This window comes from Rossellomorea aquimaris (assembly GCF_003315075.1).
In the GTDB taxonomy this organism is placed as follows: Bacteria; Bacillota; Bacilli; order Bacillales; family Bacillaceae_B; genus Rossellomorea; species Rossellomorea aquimaris_C.
This window is the reverse complement of the sequence record NZ_QNRJ01000004.1, coordinates 289,533-308,486: the sequence shown is the minus strand read 5'-3', so window position 1 is coordinate 308,486 and position 18,954 is coordinate 289,533. Positions and strand designations below refer to the sequence as shown.

The window sequence follows — 18,954 nt, the reverse complement described above, 5'->3', positions numbered from 1 at the left end:
CCTTTGAACAGGCTTAAGGGCCTTCCCTGTTTCAGCTAGACGCTCCTGAAGGAGCACTCGATAATCAAGTTTCTCTAGCTTTTGGATCAACGGCAATTCGTCAATCTGAAGTTTTTGGTAAGGCAGATTAACAGGTATATCCGTTTTCTTAGGCGGACTTTCAAACATGCCTTTTCCAATGAGAAGGGTCAATAATGTTCGAATAATTTGTTCTTGGTACTTAATAAAAGTTAATAAATAGGTTATAATTTGAGGGTACAACTTGTCACTTCCTATCTGGGAATTGGGTGTGTGGTAACCTCAATTATCTCCAGATTTCAGGGGGTGGCAATTTTTTTGCTCAAAAAGCCCTCTATTATAGGAATTTATAACCTATTTCTTATAAAAGTTTTGACAATACGACGATAAAAGCGGGGGGAAGAGTATGAGTACAGGTTCTACAAACGATGTTCAATTAGTAATCATAACAGGGATGTCCGGAGCTGGTAAGACGGTTGCCATTCAGAGCTTCGAGGATTTGGGATTCTTTTGTGTGGACAACCTGCCGCCGACTCTTCTGCCAAAATTTTTGGAACTGATGAAAGAGTCCGGTAATAAAATGAATAAGGTCGCCCTTGTGATGGACCTTAGGGGAAGGGAATTCTTTGATCATCTATTTAAAGCACTGGATGAATTAGCGGAAACCTCCTGGGTGACACCGCAGGTTTTATATCTTGATGCAGATGATTCTTCTCTTGTCAGAAGATACAAGGAAACGCGCCGTTCTCATCCGCTCGCTCCTTCAGGCCTGCCTCTTGAAGGGATTCGGCAGGAAAGAGAGCTCCTTGAAGAACTAAAAGGACGTGCGCAGTTAATATATACAACTTCAACCATGAAGCCAAGAGAGCTTCGGGAAAAGATTCTAACGGAATTCTCGGTGAACAAGAAGACGATTTTCACGGTGAATGTCGTGTCTTTCGGTTTCAAGCACGGGATCCCGATCGATGCCGATTTGGTGTTTGATGTACGCTTCCTGCCAAATCCTCACTATATCGATCATATGAGACCGAAAACGGGATTGGATGAAGAAGTGTCCACCTACGTATTGAAATGGAATGAAACGAATAAATTCATCGAGAAAGTAACCGATTTACTGTCGTTCATGCTTCCTCAATACAAGCGGGAAGGTAAGAGTCAGCTTGTAGTCGCGATAGGATGCACAGGGGGGCAGCATCGATCGGTTGCATTAGCAGAGTATCTTGGTCATCATTTTGAAAATGACTATCAAACGAAAATTTCTCATCGGGATATTCAGAAGAGAAAGGGTCTAACAACATGACACATACACCCAAGGTCGTCGTGATCGGAGGAGGAACGGGCTTACCGGTCCTTCTTCGGGGATTGAAACGGCACCCTATTGATATATCGGCCATTGTCACTGTCGCTGATGACGGAGGCAGTTCCGGTCGTTTGCGTGACAGCTTGGATATTCCTCCCCCGGGAGATATACGGAATGTCCTGGCTGCTCTTTCAGAAGTGGAGCCACTGGTGGAACAAATGTTTCAGCATCGTTTTGAAACTACGAATGAACTTTCCGGTCATGCTTTAGGAAACTTGATTATTGCAGCCCTTGCTTCCATTACAGGTGATTTTGTCCATGCCATTCAGGAAATGAGCAGGGTGTTGAACGTGAAGGGGAAGGTCTTACCTTCGGCGAATCAGAGCGTCATCTTAAAGGCGGAGATGGAGGATGGGACGATTGTCACGGGAGAATCGACCATTCCGAAAGCCGGGAAGAAGATCAAACGTGTCTTCTTAGAGCCGGATAGCATCAAGCCATTGGGTGAAACCTTGCGGGCCATCAAGGAAGCCGACTTAATTGTGATGGGTCCGGGAAGCCTATATACCAGTATTTTACCGAATCTTCTTGTTCCGGGAATTGGCGATGCGGTATGCAGGGCGAAAGCGAAGAAAATGTATATTTGCAACATCATGACCCAGGCAGGGGAAACATTGGATTATTCAGCAAGTGACCATGTAAAGGCACTATATGATCATTTGGAAACGCCAAGTATTGATTATATCCTGGTCAACAAAAAGCAGGTACCCGATGAGGTGCAGGCCAGATACAATGAAGAACAAGCGAGTCCCGTCCACTTTGATGTGGATAAATTGAAATCCATGGGCTTAGAAGTGATCGCAGAAGAGATTCTCTCCTATGACAACCATCTTGTTCGTCATAACACGGAGAAGGTCGCTGATATTATATATTCTTATCTTAAAAAATCAACCAGTTAAAATACAAAAATTTCTTTTGTATAAGGTTGTGCAAGCGTTTGCTAGGAGGTGATGGGGATGTCGTTTGCGTCCGAAACAAAAAAAGAACTGACCAATATTGAAGTGAAAGATTGCTGCGCGAATGCAGAATTATCCGCATTGATCCGAATGAATGGCTCGTTGTCGTTCTCAAATCAAATGCTCGTCGTCAATATTCAAACCGAAAACGCCGCCATTGCCAGAAGAATCTATACCTTGATCAAAAAGGGGTACGACACCCCTGTAGAGCTTCTGGTACGAAAAAAGATGCGGCTGAAGAAAAACAATGTCTACATTGTACGAATCAAAGAAGATACGAAGAAGATTCTTGAGGAACTGAAAATCCTGGGTGAAAATTTCACCTTTATCCATAATATATCGGAAGACTTGATCAAAAAGAAATGCTGCCGACGTTCCTATTTGAGGGGAGCGTTCCTTGCAGGTGGTTCGGTTAACAATCCTGAAACCTCATCGTATCATTTAGAAGTCTTTTCTCTTTATTCTGAACACAACGATGCGTTGTCCGAGCTGATGAATTCCTTCGGGTTGAATAGTAAAACCCTTGAACGGAAAAAAGGCTTCATTACGTATTTGAAGGAAGCAGAGAAAATCACGGAGTTCTTGAACATCATCGGTGCTCACAATGCCCTCCTGCGATTTGAGGATGTACGGATTGTCAGGGATATGAGGAATTCCGTTAACCGTCTTGTGAACTGTGAGACGGCCAACCTGAATAAAACCATCGGTGCGGCCTTAAGACAGGTCGAAAACATTAAGTTCATTGAAAGGCATGTAGGCTTACAGATATTACCCGATAAACTAAGGGAGATAGCAGAATTACGGGTGAATTATCAAGATGTCACGTTGAAAGAACTAGGGGAAATGGTGTCAGGCGGCACCATCAGTAAATCAGGGATTAATCACCGCTTACGTAAAATTGATCAGCTTGCCGAGAAACTCAGAGCGGGAGAAAAGATGCAATAAATAAGGACAAAGGGGAGAGAAATGATTATGGTGGAAAAACAAGTAGAAGTGAAATTGAAGACAGGTCTTCAAGCACGACCGGCTGCATTATTCGTACAGGAGGCAAACCGCTTCTCATCTGAAATCTTCTTGGAAAAGGATGGGAAGAAGGTCAATGCGAAAAGCATCATGGGATTGATGAGTTTAGCCATTTCCACGGGTACTGCCATTACGCTGGTAGCGGATGGAAGCGACGAAGAAGAAGCACTCGTTGCCCTTGAAGGATTCGTTCAAAAAGAAGCATAAGATCAACTTCATACAGATGAAAAGCTGATGACCAGGGAGTGGTTATCAGCTTTTTTTTTTCTTTTTTTGTCAAGAAAGGATCAGCTACTTCTTTAGAACCCTTTTCCATATATTTCACATCGAGGATGGATGTCTACCCGCTTTTTTGTTACATTTACCTTTCAGGATACTGTAGAGTGAAATAGCAAAAAAGACATATAATATTTCCAATCCCCACCTATTAAACTGGAGAATGCGGGAGTATAATGAAATAAGTTTGGAATAAATTCACTACCAAAAGTGAATTTCTGTTTTAGATGAGGGGTAGCGTGAAAATATGGACCGTTCCTTTCCGCTCCAGGCACTTTCTTTCCGCGGGGAGGAAGTCGAGCCTCCTCGGGCTTTGCCCTGTGGGGTCTCGACCTTTCCTCAATTTCCCGCAGGAGTAAAGTGCCTTCCGCTACAATCCACTCTGTGCTACTACATTCTGACTGCTATAAGTTTAGATACAAAAACGAAAAATGCTCCTATTGTAGGTATGTAGAGCGTTTGTTCCCAAAACAAACTATCTACAAAGGAGTAAAAGAAAATTTAATGTTACTGATAGATCGGTGGGTCATTGAACTATCTTTCAAATAAATTAAAAGACGCTATCTTGGTAAATAACCTCTTGTAAAGAGAGCAGTTCCCCTCACCATCCAGCACAAACTGGTTGACAGAGCCCTGGCAGATTCTATGTTAGAAAACAACAATCTCTGCGAAAAGAGCTTTAAATAAAGAAGTTTACGATAAAGGAAGACGATGCCGAATGGAAAAATACACAAAGCATTTTTTTAATAATATACGAAAGAAGTTAGAAGAATGGGAGTCTGCCAAAGTCATGCCCCATGAGGATGTTTACCGGTTCATCCATTCCATGGCGGGCTCTGCCTCGATTCTTGGCTTACATAAAATGGGGGATCATGCCCGGGAATTGATGGATCAGTATAAAGAAAAAGAAGAGCGGATGTGGACGATTACAGAAGTGAAGGAAGAGCTCTTCGCCATTATCCAATTCTGTTATCACTATGAGGAGGAATCGGCTGGGATTTTCCCCGGCAAACAAAGTCGAACAGGGGAAGAGCCTGTCGTACTTATAATCGATGATGATACATCGTTCCTTATGTATATGAAGGAAGAGCTGGAGAAAATCGGATGGTATGTGGTCCCGATCGCCAACCCAGAAAAGGCCATCATGTCTTATTACGATGTAAGGCCGGACTGTGCCATTATCGATATCTATATGAACGGGACGAATGGATTCGAGGTGCTGGATTTCTTCAAAAAGAAGTTAAAGCAGCAGTTTATTCCGACGGTCATGGTGAGTGTGGACAATAGTAAGGAAGTCCGGATGAAGTGCTATCGGATGGGAGCAGATGATTTTATCCATAAGCCTTTCGATCTGGATGAGTTTATTGTGCGTGTCGAAAGACAGATGGAGCGAAAGAAGCAAATGGAAGAGCTGGTGTTGATCGATGAATTGACCCTTGTTTATAATCGCAAATACTTGAGCCAGGCGTATGCCCAGGTTCAGGGTGACTGGTCTCGTACCGGGGATCCATACTGTGTGGCCGTTCTCGATATTGATCATTTCAAAGGTGTGAACGACCGATATGGACATCTTGTAGGGGATGGGGTGCTGAAGGAGTTCGCTTCACAATTAAAGTCCAAAACGAGAATTCAGGACATCGTTTTTCGCTTTGGAGGGGAAGAATTTGTCATCCTATTCCCTAATACATCCCTTAAAGAAGCCTGCTCGTTTGTAGATGAAATTCGTGAAGGGTTTAGCCAATATGTGTTTCAGGCGGATCCGTCCTTTTCCTGCACATTCTCGGCGGGGGTGGCAGAAATTTCAGATCCGATGAAACCGTTTGATACGTGGCTGAAGCTTGCAGACAATGCACTTTATGAAGCGAAAAGCAGTGGCAGGAACCTGGTGAAGATTGACAATAATGCGAGTGAGCATACTCCCCATAAACGTATGAAAATCGCCATCGTAGATGATGATCCCATCATCCGGACGGTGATGAAGGATATTGTGTCGAAGCTGCCTTCTGAACAGCATATCCAGTACGATATCCAGACATTTAAAGATGGAGCAGCGTTTATTGGGTCGGACTGGCATAGGGAAGATCCTTGTCTTGTGATTTTGGACGGGGTCATGCCGAAGATGGATGGCCTGGAAGTGCTGGAGCAGCTCCGTAAGAAGAGTGATTCAGATCGTTACAAAGTGTTGATGCTTACTTCAAGGAAGAGTGAAAGGGACATCTCGAGATCACTCCAGCTTGGTGCGGATGATTATATGACGAAACCTTTTAAACTACTTGAGCTTGAGGCACGTTTAGGACAAATGCTGAAAAGGATGAGATAGATCAGTGTTCTCGCAGGAGCTTTTTTATTTTTTTGTTGTGTTAGTCGGTTTGCTGGTCGTATTAACGGGTTTGTGCCTGTACTTGTTGATAAAGAAGATAATAGATAATAAGAACCGGGCGCATATCGAGCAGTATAAAGAAGAATATCAGTTAGCACTCTTTCAATTTCTGCATGAAGGGGTCAAAAGTGAAAGTTTGAATGGTCGCTCCCCCTTGCAGATCAGGGCACTGGTGGAATTACTGGCCGGCTTTTCAAAAATGTTTGCCTCTGATGACATTCAGGAACGATTACAAGGGTTTGCAGAAGAACACTTCCAATCGTTTATCCTTTCTCAGCTTAGGCACAGCAGATGGAGTATCAGGATGAATGCCCTCTATTGGATACAGGATTTTAAGATGAAGAGTATGGTAGAACGGTTGAAGGAGCTTCACGCTTCAAAAAATATAAGTAAGGCTGAAGAAATCCAACTTTTGAAGATTGCTGCTCTGTTTGAAGAGGAAGATCTGGTTTCTCGATTAATAGAGCCGAACCATGAGCTGACGGAGTTTGAATACAGTCTCCTGCTTCACGCGTTAAGGAAAGAACAGTTCGGGCCATTGGTTCATGTCTTTGAAGAACTGCCTGAGGTGATGAGGTTCGCCCTTATCGATTCGATCGGGACAAGGAACAGAATGGAGCATGTGCCTTTCCTTCAAAGACTATTGGAAGACGGCTCCACGGAACTAAAGATCCGGGCTTTGAAGGCAGTGGTAGGCATGGAATTATATCTTGATGTTGAGCGACTTTCAGTTCACCTGCGTGCAGATTCATGGCAGGAGAGGCTGATGGCCATTAAGGCGTGTGAGTACATCCGTTCACAGCAATTGACTCCTTACTTAACGGAGCTTATGAGTGACCCGTCCTTTTATGTTCGTTCTCAAGCGGCTCAATCACTTTTGCGCCTGGAAAACGGAAAAGAAGTGTTAAGGGAAATTGCTGCTCATGCAGAAGATGAATACGCCAGGGATATGGCAGAGCAGTGGTTGGAAAGGGGGGCGGTTTCATGAATGTAACAGCAGAGTGGGGAAGTATCCTGATGTCGGTTGGAGGGTTTGTCCTCATTTATATGATTCTTGTCATCTCTTTTTATACGATTCTCCTCGTGATCTCCCTTTTTCAATTAAGGAAAACCTATGGACTGGATGATTGGGAGCCTTACGAAGAGCTCTTACATCTCCATCAAACGAAGCCGGTTTCCATCCTGGTCCCTGCTTACAATGAATCAGTCGGCATTATGGCCACGGTAAGGTCATTGCTCAGTATTGAATACCCTGAATACGAAATCATTATCATAAACGATGGTTCAACGGATGATTCCATGGAAAAACTCGTGGAATCCTTTCAATTGGTGAAGATCAAATGGGTGATTCGGGAGCAGTTGGATACACAGCCGGTCAAGGGTGTGTACCAATCCAGGCTGTACAAGAATATACTGGTGATCGATAAGGAGAACGGAGGCAAGGCGGATGCTTTGAATGCCGGGATCAATGTATCAAATTATCCTTATTTCTGTTCCATAGATGGAGATTCGGTTCTGGAACGGACGGCCTTCCTGAAAGTGATGAAACCGATTGTCGAGTCCGATGGTGAGGTCATTGCATCCGGTGGAAGTATTCGCATCGCCAACGGATGCGAAATCGAAAGCGGGGAAATTGTGAAGGTGGGTCTGTCCAGATCCCCTCTTGTCGTGATGCAGGTAATCGAGTACTTAAGGGCATTTCTTATGGGAAGAATCGGCTTGAGTCGGCACAATCTTCTTCTGATCGTATCAGGTGCGTTCGGGGTATTCTCGAAACGCTGGGTCGTGGACGCGGGAGGATACTCCCACACAGTGGGGGAAGATATGGAACTCGTCGTCAGGCTCCACCGGTATGTGAAGGAACAGAAAGCAGATAAAAAAATCGTGTATGTACCGGATCCCGTGAGCTGGACGGAAGCACCGGAATCTCTGAAATACTTGCGCCGTCAGCGGAGCAGGTGGCATCGAGGCTTGTTTGAAAGCCTTTGGATTCATCGCCGCCTTCTGTTCAACCCCAAGTACGGTTCGATCGGGATGGTTTCCATGCCGTATTTTTTGATCATAGAATTTTTTGGACCGGTAGTTGAATTGATGGGATATGTGATTATGATTCTATCTCTATTTCTCGGCGGAGTTTATCTGGAATTTGCGATTCTATTATTCTTCCTCTCGATTCTGTATGGATCGATCCTGTCGATGGCTGCCGTGCTCCTGGAAGAATGGTCCGTCCGAAAGTATCCGAAAGCATCCGATATCGGAAGGCTTTTCGTCTATTCGTTAACCGAGACATTATGGTACCGTCCCCTGACCGTTTTATGGCGTTGTGAAGGAATACTTGACGTGATCCGCAAAAAAAGAGGCTGGGGAGAAATGGCGAGAAAAGGAGTTTCGAAATGACAAAGCTGAAATCTTATTCATTTGTCTTGTTCATCGCAGGCATCGTCCTGCTGGTGTCTGCCCCTTTTTGGCTCTGGCAGGTTAAGAATGAGAAGGAACTGGACCTTTTGATCATTGATAAAACGGTTCCTGATACGACGTACCGTGAACATAAAGGGCTGATGTGGATTCTGAATCAGCAGAAATATGTGCAAACGAATGGGCAGCGTTACGATTTAAAGAAAGACTATATTGGATTTGTTCCGAAAAAGGATCAAACCTATGATATTAAGAATATCCCTTCATCCACCGACCGGTATGATGCGGTCTACATAGCCGATACATATGGTGTGTATGAAGAGGAATTCCATAATGAAAATGTCTCTGGCAAGCGGTCCTCCAAGCTTTACGGAGGTTTGACGGGCAAGGATTTGGATGCATTAAAAGACATGGCAATGAACGATGGGAAGACATTGATCGCCGAGTTCAATTCCATGGCACAGCCAACGGAAGAAGCAACAAGGAAGAAATTCTATTCCCTGTTCAACCTGGAGTGGTCGGGGTGGATCGGAAGGTATTTCCCTGAACTGACGAATAGCGAAGTGCCTCAATGGGTGAGGGATAACTACGAGAAGCAGTATGGTGAATCGTATCAGTTCACGGGACCTGGTTACGTACTTGTGGACGAAAGTGACCGGTTGGTGGTGTTGGATAAGGATGACATCGGGAAGAAAGGTGTCGTTTTTTCCACCACTCCTGAGGGCGAAGAGTTCATCGGCGAAGAAATCAGCACGCCTTATTCATATTGGTTTGATATCGTGGAAGCGATCCACCCTGATGAGGTCATGGCCAACTATACGCTGTCACTGTCAGAGAGCGGAAAGGACACCATGAAAGCCTTGAATCTGCCGGTTACATTCCCAGCCGTTGTTCACGGGCAGAACCGCCGATACAATACGTACTATTTCAGCGGTGATTATGCGGATCAGGCGGATGTGCCCGACCTGTACCAGACCGTCGGATTTACTTCCTGGAGAAAATGGACGGGTTCATCCAGTCCGGATGACACGTCGCAATTTTACTGGAAGGCGTATACCCCCTTGATGACGGCGATCCTTAAGGATATCCAAAAGGGTGGTGACCGTAAGGAGACCCAAACCGTTGAAATCACCAAAGAAAATGATGTGAAGCTCCCAGGGAAAACCGGCACAGACTACATTCAGGTGAAGAAGGACGGGAAATGGGAGGACCTCCTCATAAAAGGGGTGAATATGGGAATTGCAAGGCCGGGTTCTTTTCCCGGCGAAACTGCCATTTCCAAAGAGGAATATCTGAGGTGGTTCAAGCAGATCGGAGCGATGAATGCGAACTCCCTCCGGATTTACACCATCCATCCTCCCGAATTTTATGAAGCTTTTTATGAGTACAATAAAATGGCCGAAAAACCGCTGTATTTATTCCACGGCGTGTGGGTCAATGAAGAGATCTTCTTAAGGTCCGAGGATGCCTTTGCAAAGGAAAACACCGACGAATTTTCGTCAGAAATCAAGAAGACCATCGATCTCGTGCATGGGAATGCTGAAATACCGGAACGAAAAGGTCATGCGTCCGGATCTTACACCTATGACATATCCCCTTACGTCCTTGGCTGGATTTTCGGGGTGGAGTGGGATCCCGAAGTGGTCCTTGCGACCAATGAAAAGCATAGAGGACTTCAGGATTTCAAGGGAGAATACATTGAGACGGAAAAGGCACAGCCTTTTGAAATCTGGCTCACTGAAAGGATGAATGAAGGAATCGCATATGAAACGGATACGTATCAATGGCAAAGGCCCGTGAGCTTCACGAACTGGGTTACGACCGATCTGTTGGATCATCCAAGTGAACCCCTGGAGAAAGAAGACATGGTGTCGGTGAATCCGAACGTCATGAAGGGTACCGGTAAATTGAAAACAGGTTTATTTGCTTCCTATCATATTTATCCGTATTATCCCGATTTTCTGAATTACGAGCCGGAGTATGTGGATTATATCGATCAACGGGGAGAAAAGAACAACTATGCCGGCTATTTGAATGATATGAAGAAAGCACACTCCATGCCGTTAGTCGTAGCGGAGTTCGGTGTCCCGGGATCACGGGGACTGACACATGAAAACGTCTACGGCATGGATCAGGGTCATCATTCGGAAAGAGAACAAGGTGAAATCGACCGGCGATTATTCGAGGATATCGTGGAAGAAAAAATGGCCGGTGGAATGGTGTTCGCCTGGCAGGACGAGTGGTTCAAACGGACGTGGAATACGATGGACTATGACAACCCCGACAGACGCCCGTTCTGGCAGAATGCCCAAACCAATGAGCAGCAGTTCGGAATGTTGAGCTTTGATCCGGGCTCGAGTAAAACCAGCACGATCCACGTGGACGGAAGGACCGACGATTGGACCTTTAATGGGATCAAACCTGCTTTTGACAAGGATGGACACAGCCTCTATGTGACGAGTGATGAGCGATTTGTCTATATACGGGTCGATTCGGAACGGATTTCTGAAGGGAAAGACACCTATCTACTCTTTGACACGATTCAAGATCAGGGCCAATCCACGATTCCGAATGTGAAGGGTGTGTCCACAAAAGGAGTGGACTTTGCCCTTTACATAAAGGGAGAGAAGGAGGCACGTATGTGGGTCGACAGCTATTACGACACCCACCACTATCAGTATGGGCATGTCCTTCATATGATTGAAGAAGAGAAATATGCGAAAGTGAAAAACAACGGGAAGTATCACCCGATCCGATTGACGTTGAACAAATCATTGGATGTAGGGGGGGAGAATATCCCGTTTCAGTCCTATGAAACAGGCGTCCTCCAGTTCGGGACATCGAATCCTCAGGATAAAGCGTATGATTCTTTGACGGATATCGGCGTTGACTCCTCTCAAGGGCGATATGAAATCCGTATTCCTTGGCAGTTGCTGAATGTGAAGGACCCAAGCCTTAAAGAAGCGATGGGGGATATATGGTCAGGTAAAGGATTGCAAAGCTCAACGACCCTGGAGTCCATCAGGGTCGGTTTATACGAAAGGGATGGAGGCAAGGTCTTCTCATATCCTGCCCGTACCGGGGACGGATTCATCAACCCCGCAAAATTTCATCCGTACTCCTGGGATACATGGGACCAGCCGACCTCCCATGAGAGATTGAAGCAATCCTACTATGAAATGAAAAAAGCATTTGAGAAAGAAGGGGAATAAACATGGCGAAAATTCTCATTGCAGAAGATGAAGAAGTCCTGCGGATGTTGATGGTGGATACACTCGAAGATGAGGGACATGAGCTCGATGAAGCAGCCGATGGCCGGGAAGCGGTCGATCACATCATGGAGAATGACTATGATCTCATTCTCCTCGATTATATGATGCCTCTGTTGACTGGTCTGGAAGTAATTGAAAGGGTGAGGAATTCACCGGAAAAAAGTACAGTGAAAATCATGATGGTTTCTGCCAAGAGCCAGCAATCGGATAAAGACCTTGTGCTGAAATCCGGAGCCGATTATTTCATCGCCAAGCCGTACAGTCCGGCAGAGCTCGTTCAGCGCATAGAGGACATATTGAATGAAGAAAATTAAAGAACTATTTCAAACAAGCTTACGGAATCAATTCATCGGAATGATGAGCGGCTTCATCGTCCTTTTCTTCATCGGGGCAGCCTTCTTGTCTTTGTACGATCAATCCATTAGGAACGAGTACGAGGTTAAGAGGAATCAGCTGAATCAAAAAGAAGACCTGGCTGAACAATTGGACAGAGATTTTCAAAAGGCCTTCTTTGATGCGAGGGGATACCTTGCATTTGGAAGGCAGGAGTTCAAAAAAAGTATCTTTAATCAAGAGAAAAAAATGGATGACACGTTAAAGAAATTAAAAGGATTAGAAACAGAACCGGAAGATCGACTCTTTTTTAAAGATGTAGAGGAATTTTCCAATCTTTATTTCAAGGATATGGCGCCGCGGATCATCAGTGATTATGAAGAGGGGGATATGGAGGCTGTGAAAGAGGCTTCGGCAGCCGGAGCCACTGCTACAATCGAAACGTTCCAAACCCAGCTCAACGGATATGCGGACTCCATCGAACAAAGCAAGCGAAGTGCGTATGATGAGTTGAAACGGAAAGAGTCATTAAGTCAAACGGCTTTTGTGATTTTCATTTTTCTTATGCTGCTGGTTCTGATGAGGTTGATGAGAATGATTGCAAAACAAATCGGTCATCCTCTCAACCAGGTGGCCTCTGCCGCTGAACAAATTGCAGAAAACGATTCATACCAAAAGTGGACGTTTGAGAATAAACGGAAAGATGAAATCGGTAAGATGTCCAGGGCATTCGAAAAGATGATTTATAAAATCCAGGAGAAGGAAGAGCATCTCCTGGCCCAAAATGAAGAACTGCAGGCCCAGCAGGATGAGCTGGAATCCCAGCAGTCCGAACTTGAGCATCTGTTGAATATGACGAAGAACAGGGAGGCGCAGCTCGAACGCCGGAACGAATTCATTCATGGGATTTCGAGTTCCCTGAACAAACAAGAGGTACTGGAAAGCATTGTGAAGAGTATGAGTCAGGTGATGGGGGCTACACGGGGCATGATTGTTCTCATGGATGAGCAAAAGTCCAATGCGTCATTTGGGATCTCTCAAACTGGTGCTGCACAGTTCTTGACGTACATTTATAACGGGATCCATCAACGATTATTCGATTCGAGGGAACCTTTCTCCCTCAAGCGGGAAATGCTGCCTCCCGAGAAGGGGTATCATGAAGAAACCCTTTACTCGTATGACTTATTTTTACCTGTCCTTTCCGCTGATCAACAAGTGGAAGCCATCATGGTGTTCAGCCGTTTCGGAAATGATTTCAATAAGCAGGAGTTGGCTGAGTACACGAGCCTGGCAAAGCAAATCTCCATTTCTTTGCAAAAGATCAGCCTGTTTGAAGAAACAGAGGCCAACCGTCAATTAACGCAGGGTATCCTGAATAATATTCAAGAAGGAATACAACTCATCGATAAAGACGGCAACAGCTTATTAATGAATACGAAATTAACGGCCTTGATCGAAGGGGAGATCGATGAACTTCAACAGGCAAGCTATCAAACATGGAAGCAGGCACTGATCGATCAGGTCGAAAACAAAGAAAAACTGGATGAATATTATGAGACCATCGTGAAAGAAGGGAAGACAGGTAAGCATCTCCTTACCTATCATCTGGTGGACAGTAAAGAAGTCTTCCAGGTATACTCCGAATCTCTTTATCGTGGGCAGGAGCAGATCGGCACCATATTCGTCCACCGGAATATCACGAAAGAATTCGAAGTCGATCAAATGAAATCAGAATTCGTCAGTACGGTCAGTCATGAGCTTCGCACCCCGCTGTCGAGCGTGCTTGGCTTTACGGAACTGATGCTGACGAAGGATTTAAAACCGGAAAGAACAAAGAAATACTTAACGACGATTTATCAAGAAGCCAAGCGGCTGACATCCCTCATCAACGATTTCCTTGATGTCCAGCGCATGGAGTCGGGACGCCAAACTTTCGAGAGGAGATTTGAGGATGTCGTCCCGATCATGCAGCATGTGATCGATACCCAAAAGGTCAATGCACCTCATCACTCTTTTCATATTGCAAGGGAGACGGATTGTACGATCGTCCTTGGCGATCGGGATAAATTGTCTCAGGCATTCACCAATCTGATCAGCAATGCCATCAAGTATTCTCCGGATGGGGGTACCGTTACGATCTATTTGCGGGAAGAAGAGGATAGTATTCTCATAGATATAAGAGATGATGGGCTCGGCATACCAAATGAGGCGATTCCAAACTTATTCACCAAATTTTATCGTGTCGACAACTCCGACCGCAGAAGAATTGGAGGCACGGGCTTAGGTCTTACAATTGTGAAAGAAATCATCGAGACCCATGATGGGGAAGTCACTGTCTCATCAGAGGAGGGGAAAGGAAGCGTGTTTACCATCCGCTTGCCTCTTGTGACCATCCAAACCTTTAAAGAGGATGAACACTGCGGGAATGGGATGAATATCATCGTCATTGAAGACGATATCAATCTTGCATCCTTACTGAAAGCAGAGCTGTCGGACAGTGGTTTCAAGGTGCAGCACACCCCGTCAGGAAATGAGGCCTTGATGGAAATGCAGGAATCGAAGCCTGATGCCGTTGTCCTCGATATTATGCTCGAGGGCAGCATGTCGGGATGGGATGTACTTGAAAAAATGAAATCGGACCAGCATCTTGCCCAAGTACCGATCATCATTTCCTCTGCGTTAGATGAAAAAGAAAAAGGACTTACGCTGGGAGCCAATGATTATTTAGTTAAACCATATCACCCCAGTAAGTTGTCTAAAACGATTTTACATCTGATGTTGAAAAATGGGATGAACGGTGAGATTTTAATACCGGTTGAGGAAAAACGATCGAAATAGAGTAAAATAAAAACCCCCTCATGGTCGAATCCATGAGGGGGTTTCAGTATTCTTACTTATTATTCATATCGTTACGAGTGATGATGCGATCGATCAATCCATATTCAAGCGCTCTTTCAGCTGTCATGAAGTTATCGCGATCTGTATCTTTGGAAATCACATCAAGTGGTTGACCTGTGCGATCAGCCAGGATCTGATTCAGTTTTTCACGAAGGAATAGAATTCGCTTCGCTGCGATTTCGATTTCCGTAGCTTGACCTTGAGCTCCACCAAGTGGTTGGTGAATCATCACTTCAGCGTTTGGAAGGGCTAATCGCTTACCTTTTGCACCTGCTGCAAGAAGGAACGCACCCATTGAAGCAGCCATACCGATACAGATTGTTTGTACATCAGGCTTGATGTATTGGATTGTATCGTAGATGGCCATACCCGCCGTGATGCTTCCGCCAGGAGAGTTTATGTAAATCGAAATATCCTTCTCCGGGTTTTCAGATTCAAGGAAAAGAAGTTGTGCTACAATGGAGTTTGCCACATTGTCATCAATTCCGCTTCCAAGCATGATGACACGGTCTTTCAATAAACGTGAATAAATGTCATACGCACGTTCACCGCGGTTTGTTTGTTCAATTACTGTAGGAATTAAATTCATCCTCGTTCCTCCTTAGAAATCCTTTTTATTTTTCAGAATTACTTATTCACTTTGTACTGTTATCATACACCCATGGTCAATAAAGGTCAAACTAAACGCTTCCTTTAATACCCTGTATATAAATCCTTTCTACATGATACCCATTCATTCCTTTTTTAAACGGGAGAGTGTTTGTAAAGTTTATGGTTGCAGTAGAAGTTTATTTCCTTTAAAAATAAGTGGATCCACCTTTTGATAAGTTACGACATGAAAACAAAGACCGTTCCTTTCCGCTGCAGGCAATTGCTTTCCGCGGGGAGGAAGTCGAGCCTCCTCGGGCTAAAGCCCTGTGGGGTCTCGACTTTTCCTCTATTACCCGCAGGAGTCAATTGCCTTCCGCTTCAATCCACTCTGTGGTTCTATTTTATGAATGATTAATTATAAGGGTAGATGAACAGAAAAACAGATTCTAATAAAGATCATACTATCTACATAGGAACTCCAATCAACTTTCTCGTTTTTAAGAAACATCCATTTATGCGGTTAGGGATTAAAGAATAAAAATATTGCAAACAAGCATTTTCTGGCTTATAATATGTATTCGTGACGGTTATTCATTTCATGCCCTCGTGGTGCAACGGATAGCACGTAAGATTCCGGTTCTTGAGATGGGGGTTCGATTCCCTCCGAGGGCGTACCAGTAATACTGATATGAAGGTGTTTCTACAAGTTTTTAATTTGTGGAGGCATCTTTTTTTGTTTCTGATATAGTAAAGAAGAACAATCTAAAACCGGGATGGTGGCTTAGGATGAAAGACTTTGTAGCTTTTGATTTTGAAACGGCTAATCGTGCAAGACACAGTATATGCTCAGTCGGAATGGTGTTTGTAGAAAATGGTGAAATTGTTGATTCGATTTATCAATTAATCGATCCGGAAGAGGGATTTGATTATTTTAATATCAGAATACATGGAATTACACCACAAGACGTTGAAGGTGCGATGACGTTCGATGCTTTCTATCATTCTATCAAGGACAAAATAGAGAATAAGTTGATGATTGCTCATAATCTTTCCTTCGATGGATACGCTTTGAGGGATAATTTAGCTCGTTATGAAATGAAGCCCGTATACAATCAATTTCTCTGCACATATCAATTGTCCAGAAAAATGGTGAAGGGTCTTCCTGCTTATCAGCTATCGTCTATATGTGCTTATTTTGGAATCGAATTAGATCATCACCATCATGCTGCAGATGATGCGAAAGCATGCGCTCAATTAATGTTAAAGCTAGCAGAAGAGTACAAGATTACGGACTTTGATTCTCTCTACAATAAGACTCGAATTAAACCGGGAGAAATATCCGAAGGCATCTATCGCTCTTCATTAGTAAGTAAATCTGCTAAATAACTCAACTTGGGGCGCATTTTTTATAGCTTCTACCGAATATATTAAAAGTATAATGTTGAGATGGGTGGAGAATACCCACACCCTGCCAGTTGATTTTCGCTGCAGGTGCTCAACTCACGCCCCACGGAAAGCGAGCACCTGCAGCGGAAATCAACCACCACACGCTATGTGGAATTTTTTTAAAAATATCATATACATAATACTACCAACGAATTCCCATTAACGAACCACCAATTTTATTGTAGAATAGATAAATGGGAGGTTAAGAATCATGAATTTGAAAGCAGGACTTTTTCAAAATCAACAATTAAAACTTCAAATGACGCAGCAGCTTTCTCAAGCCATCACCATCCTCCAATATTCCACGATGGAACTGAATGCTTATCTAGAAGCTAAGCAATTAGAGAATCCCCTTATACAATTAGAACCGCCAAAGCAAGATCCCCTTCATCAACGAGAACCTCATACGTTTAAACGAAATGCCGGAAAACACGAAAAAACGGTGGATTGGTATGAATATGTATCCGTGCCAAAGAAGTCCCTTGCGGATGCACTATCTGTTCAATTAAATTTGAAATCGCTTACTTATTCAGGAAGAAAGATAATGGAAGAATTAATATACAGCTTGGATGACAATGGATATTTGAGAGTAGACGAAGAATCCTTCATTCATAAACATGGTCTGGATGTGATTCAACTAGATAACTATATTAATAGGCTTCAGGAATTAGAACCAGCCGGTATAGGAGCGAGATCCCTGCAGGAGTGCATATCCCTTCAGTTGCAGAGGAAATCCGATGTTCCTCCTCTCGTTACGAGGATTGTAGAGAATCATTTTCAAGACTTTGCCGAGAAGAAGTGGAAAGCAATTGCCAAGGATCTTTCGGTAGAGCTGAAAGATATCCAACAGGCGGCAGACTTCATTCAGCATTGCAATCCGAGACCCGGCTCAAAATATTCTCAGCATGTCGCTGAATTCATAATTCCTGAGCTGGTCGTGAAGGTGATCGACGGTCATACCGTGGCCGTTTCGTTGTATGATGGCACAACCGTTAACGTCACTTATAATGAAGAGTACACTGATTTCCTTGAGCGTCACCCTGATAAGGAAGTTCAGTCCTATCTTCAGGAAAAGGAGCAGGACTTCCAGTGGCTGCTGCAAAGTTTAAGGCAGCGAAAGCAGACAATCCTGAAAGTGGGGAAGATGCTTGCCGAGAAGCAAAAAGCCTTCTTTCTTAAAGGGCCATCAGCCGTCCAGCCTTTGACCTTGAAGCAGGTGGCCGATGAAATCGATGTTCATGAATCCACTATAAGCCGGGCTGTAAAAGGGAAGTATATGCAAACACCTTATGGGATTTATGAATTGAAGTATTTCTTTACCTCAGCCATCAAATCGGTCAAGATTGAGGATTCAGAAGTAGCTTCTGCCAGAGCGGTGAAAAATGAGCTGCAAAGGCTGATCGATGAAGAAGACAAGAAGAAACCACTATCAGACCAGAAAATGGTCAATCTTTTATTGGATAAAGGCTATGATGTATCAAGAAGGACGATCGCTAAATACCGCGATCAATTAGGGATCGCTTCTTCTACGATGAGGAAGAGGTATGAATAGATCGGTGTGGGTCGGTGCCAGGCACCAAAAACGCATTTTGTGCCTGGCACCAGGCAGCGAAAGAGTGCCTGGCACTACCCCAACTCACAGACCGAACATACCATTCCCCATCACCCCAACCTAATACAAAGTGAGGAACCAAGATGAAACAAGTCCTATTCTACACGCGAAACCAATGCGGACTATGCGAAGACGCAAAAATCACATTAAAGCTCCTCCAGGATGAACTGGGATTCGAGATAATCGAAATCGACATCGAGGAAACGGATGAACTGACCGAACGTTTCGGACTTATGATCCCTGTAGTGGAACTGGACCGGGAAATCCTTCAGTATGGGCAAATTGATTATTTTACGCTCAGCAAGCGTTTACATGAAAAAACCCGATAGTTTCTAGTTGAATTACGATTCATACCCTGATAAAATGAACTTTGA

14 protein-coding genes, 1 tRNA gene and 1 pseudogene are annotated in these 18,954 nt (G+C 44.2%); 14 read left to right on the top strand and 2 right to left on the bottom strand.

What is annotated here, in order from left to right:
- Nucleotides 1–261, bottom strand: a pseudogene (locus DET59_RS07975) (DDE-type integrase/transposase/recombinase); the annotation flags it as partial.
- A 163-nt stretch (nt 262–424) separates the two neighbouring features.
- On the opposite strand from DET59_RS07975, the gene rapZ reads away from it, so the two are divergent.
- The 10 genes from rapZ (at nt 425) to DET59_RS07925 (ending at nt 14,871) form a co-directional block, all read left to right on the top strand.
- Nucleotides 425–1,318 carry an RNase adapter RapZ gene (rapZ, locus tag DET59_RS07970; RefSeq protein ID WP_113969146.1) on the top strand — a complete coding sequence of 298 codons (894 nt, stop codon included), beginning with the start codon at nt 425–427 and terminating at the stop codon, nt 1,316–1,318.
- Complete coding sequence (locus tag DET59_RS07965) at nt 1,315–2,277, top strand: gluconeogenesis factor YvcK family protein (protein ID WP_113969145.1); 963 nt, start codon at nt 1,315–1,317, stop codon at nt 2,275–2,277. The genes rapZ and DET59_RS07965 overlap by 4 nt, the downstream gene beginning before the upstream one ends.
- A 57-nt stretch (nt 2,278–2,334) precedes the next feature.
- Nucleotides 2,335–3,279: a DNA-binding protein WhiA gene (whiA, locus tag DET59_RS07960; protein ID WP_113969144.1), complete on the top strand. Its 945-nt coding sequence runs from the start codon at nt 2,335–2,337 to the stop codon at nt 3,277–3,279.
- A gap of 27 nt (nt 3,280–3,306) precedes the next feature.
- Nucleotides 3,307–3,564 carry an HPr family phosphocarrier protein gene (locus tag DET59_RS07955; RefSeq protein ID WP_113969170.1) on the top strand — a complete coding sequence of 86 codons (258 nt, stop codon included), beginning with the start codon at nt 3,307–3,309 and terminating at the stop codon, nt 3,562–3,564.
- A 787-nt stretch (nt 3,565–4,351) separates the two neighbouring features.
- Nucleotides 4,352–5,953 carry a diguanylate cyclase gene (locus DET59_RS07950; protein ID WP_113969143.1) on the top strand — a complete coding sequence of 534 codons (1,602 nt, stop codon included), beginning with the start codon at nt 4,352–4,354 and terminating at the stop codon, nt 5,951–5,953.
- 4 nt (nt 5,954–5,957) lie between these two features.
- Nucleotides 5,958–7,001 carry a HEAT repeat domain-containing protein gene (locus tag DET59_RS07945; protein WP_113969142.1) on the top strand — a complete coding sequence of 348 codons (1,044 nt, stop codon included), beginning with the start codon at nt 5,958–5,960 and terminating at the stop codon, nt 6,999–7,001.
- Complete coding sequence (locus DET59_RS07940) at nt 6,998–8,410, top strand: glycosyltransferase family 2 protein (protein ID WP_113969141.1); 1,413 nt, start codon at nt 6,998–7,000, stop codon at nt 8,408–8,410. Before DET59_RS07945 ends, DET59_RS07940 begins: the two co-directional genes overlap by 4 nt.
- A complete protein-coding gene (locus DET59_RS07935; protein ID WP_113969140.1) occupies nt 8,407–11,640 on the top strand; it encodes a hypothetical protein in 3,234 nt (1,077 codons plus the stop codon). Before DET59_RS07940 ends, DET59_RS07935 begins: the two co-directional genes overlap by 4 nt.
- A 2-nt stretch (nt 11,641–11,642) precedes the next feature.
- The gene (locus DET59_RS07930) at nt 11,643–12,014 is read left to right on the top strand and encodes a response regulator transcription factor (protein ID WP_113969139.1); all 372 of its coding nucleotides are present in this window, start codon (nt 11,643–11,645) and stop codon (nt 12,012–12,014) included.
- The gene (locus tag DET59_RS07925; RefSeq protein WP_113969138.1) at nt 12,001–14,871 is read left to right on the top strand and encodes an ATP-binding protein; all 2,871 of its coding nucleotides are present in this window, start codon (nt 12,001–12,003) and stop codon (nt 14,869–14,871) included. The genes DET59_RS07930 and DET59_RS07925 overlap by 14 nt, the downstream gene beginning before the upstream one ends.
- A 52-nt stretch (nt 14,872–14,923) precedes the next feature.
- Here DET59_RS07925 and clpP read toward each other — a convergent pair whose 3' ends face one another.
- The gene (gene clpP / locus DET59_RS07920) at nt 14,924–15,520 is read right to left on the bottom strand and encodes an ATP-dependent Clp endopeptidase proteolytic subunit ClpP (protein ID WP_113969137.1); all 597 of its coding nucleotides are present in this window, start codon (nt 15,518–15,520) and stop codon (nt 14,924–14,926) included.
- A 602-nt stretch (nt 15,521–16,122) separates the two neighbouring features.
- On the opposite strand from clpP, the gene DET59_RS07915 reads away from it, so the two are divergent.
- The 4 genes from DET59_RS07915 to DET59_RS07900 all read left to right on the top strand — a co-directional run bounded on the left by DET59_RS07915 (nt 16,123) and on the right by DET59_RS07900 (nt 18,909).
- Nucleotides 16,123–16,194, top strand: a tRNA-Arg gene (locus DET59_RS07915).
- Between the two features lie 114 nt (nt 16,195–16,308).
- Nucleotides 16,309–16,908: a 3'-5' exonuclease gene (locus DET59_RS07910; protein WP_113969136.1), complete on the top strand. Its 600-nt coding sequence runs from the start codon at nt 16,309–16,311 to the stop codon at nt 16,906–16,908.
- 271 nt (nt 16,909–17,179) lie between these two features.
- Nucleotides 17,180–18,520, top strand: a complete 1,341-nt coding sequence (rpoN, locus tag DET59_RS07905; protein WP_113969135.1) for an RNA polymerase factor sigma-54 — start codon at nt 17,180–17,182, stop codon at nt 18,518–18,520.
- A 143-nt stretch (nt 18,521–18,663) separates the two neighbouring features.
- A complete protein-coding gene (locus DET59_RS07900) occupies nt 18,664–18,909 on the top strand; it encodes a glutaredoxin family protein (RefSeq protein ID WP_113969134.1) in 246 nt (81 codons plus the stop codon).
- Nucleotides 18,910–18,954 lie beyond the last annotated feature (45 nt).

Coding starts and splice junctions, on each gene's coding strand:
- DET59_RS07900 (WP_113969134.1), top strand. CDS start 18,664: ATGAAACAAGTCCTATTCTACACGCGAAACCAATGCGGACTATGCGAA.
- DET59_RS07930 (WP_113969139.1), top strand. CDS start 11,643: ATGGCGAAAATTCTCATTGCAGAAGATGAAGAAGTCCTGCGGATGTTG.
- clpP (WP_113969137.1), bottom strand. CDS start 15,520: ATGAATTTAATTCCTACAGTAATTGAACAAACAAACCGCGGTGAACGT.
- rapZ (WP_113969146.1), top strand. CDS start 425: ATGAGTACAGGTTCTACAAACGATGTTCAATTAGTAATCATAACAGGG.
- DET59_RS07950 (WP_113969143.1), top strand. CDS start 4,352: ATGGAAAAATACACAAAGCATTTTTTTAATAATATACGAAAGAAGTTA.
- whiA (WP_113969144.1), top strand. CDS start 2,335: ATGTCGTTTGCGTCCGAAACAAAAAAAGAACTGACCAATATTGAAGTG.
- DET59_RS07965 (WP_113969145.1), top strand. CDS start 1,315: ATGACACATACACCCAAGGTCGTCGTGATCGGAGGAGGAACGGGCTTA.
- DET59_RS07925 (WP_113969138.1), top strand. CDS start 12,001: ATGAAGAAAATTAAAGAACTATTTCAAACAAGCTTACGGAATCAATTC.
- DET59_RS07910 (WP_113969136.1), top strand. CDS start 16,309: ATGAAAGACTTTGTAGCTTTTGATTTTGAAACGGCTAATCGTGCAAGA.
- DET59_RS07940 (WP_113969141.1), top strand. CDS start 6,998: ATGAATGTAACAGCAGAGTGGGGAAGTATCCTGATGTCGGTTGGAGGG.
- DET59_RS07935 (WP_113969140.1), top strand. CDS start 8,407: ATGACAAAGCTGAAATCTTATTCATTTGTCTTGTTCATCGCAGGCATC.
- rpoN (WP_113969135.1), top strand. CDS start 17,180: ATGAATTTGAAAGCAGGACTTTTTCAAAATCAACAATTAAAACTTCAA.
- DET59_RS07955 (WP_113969170.1), top strand. CDS start 3,307: ATGGTGGAAAAACAAGTAGAAGTGAAATTGAAGACAGGTCTTCAAGCA.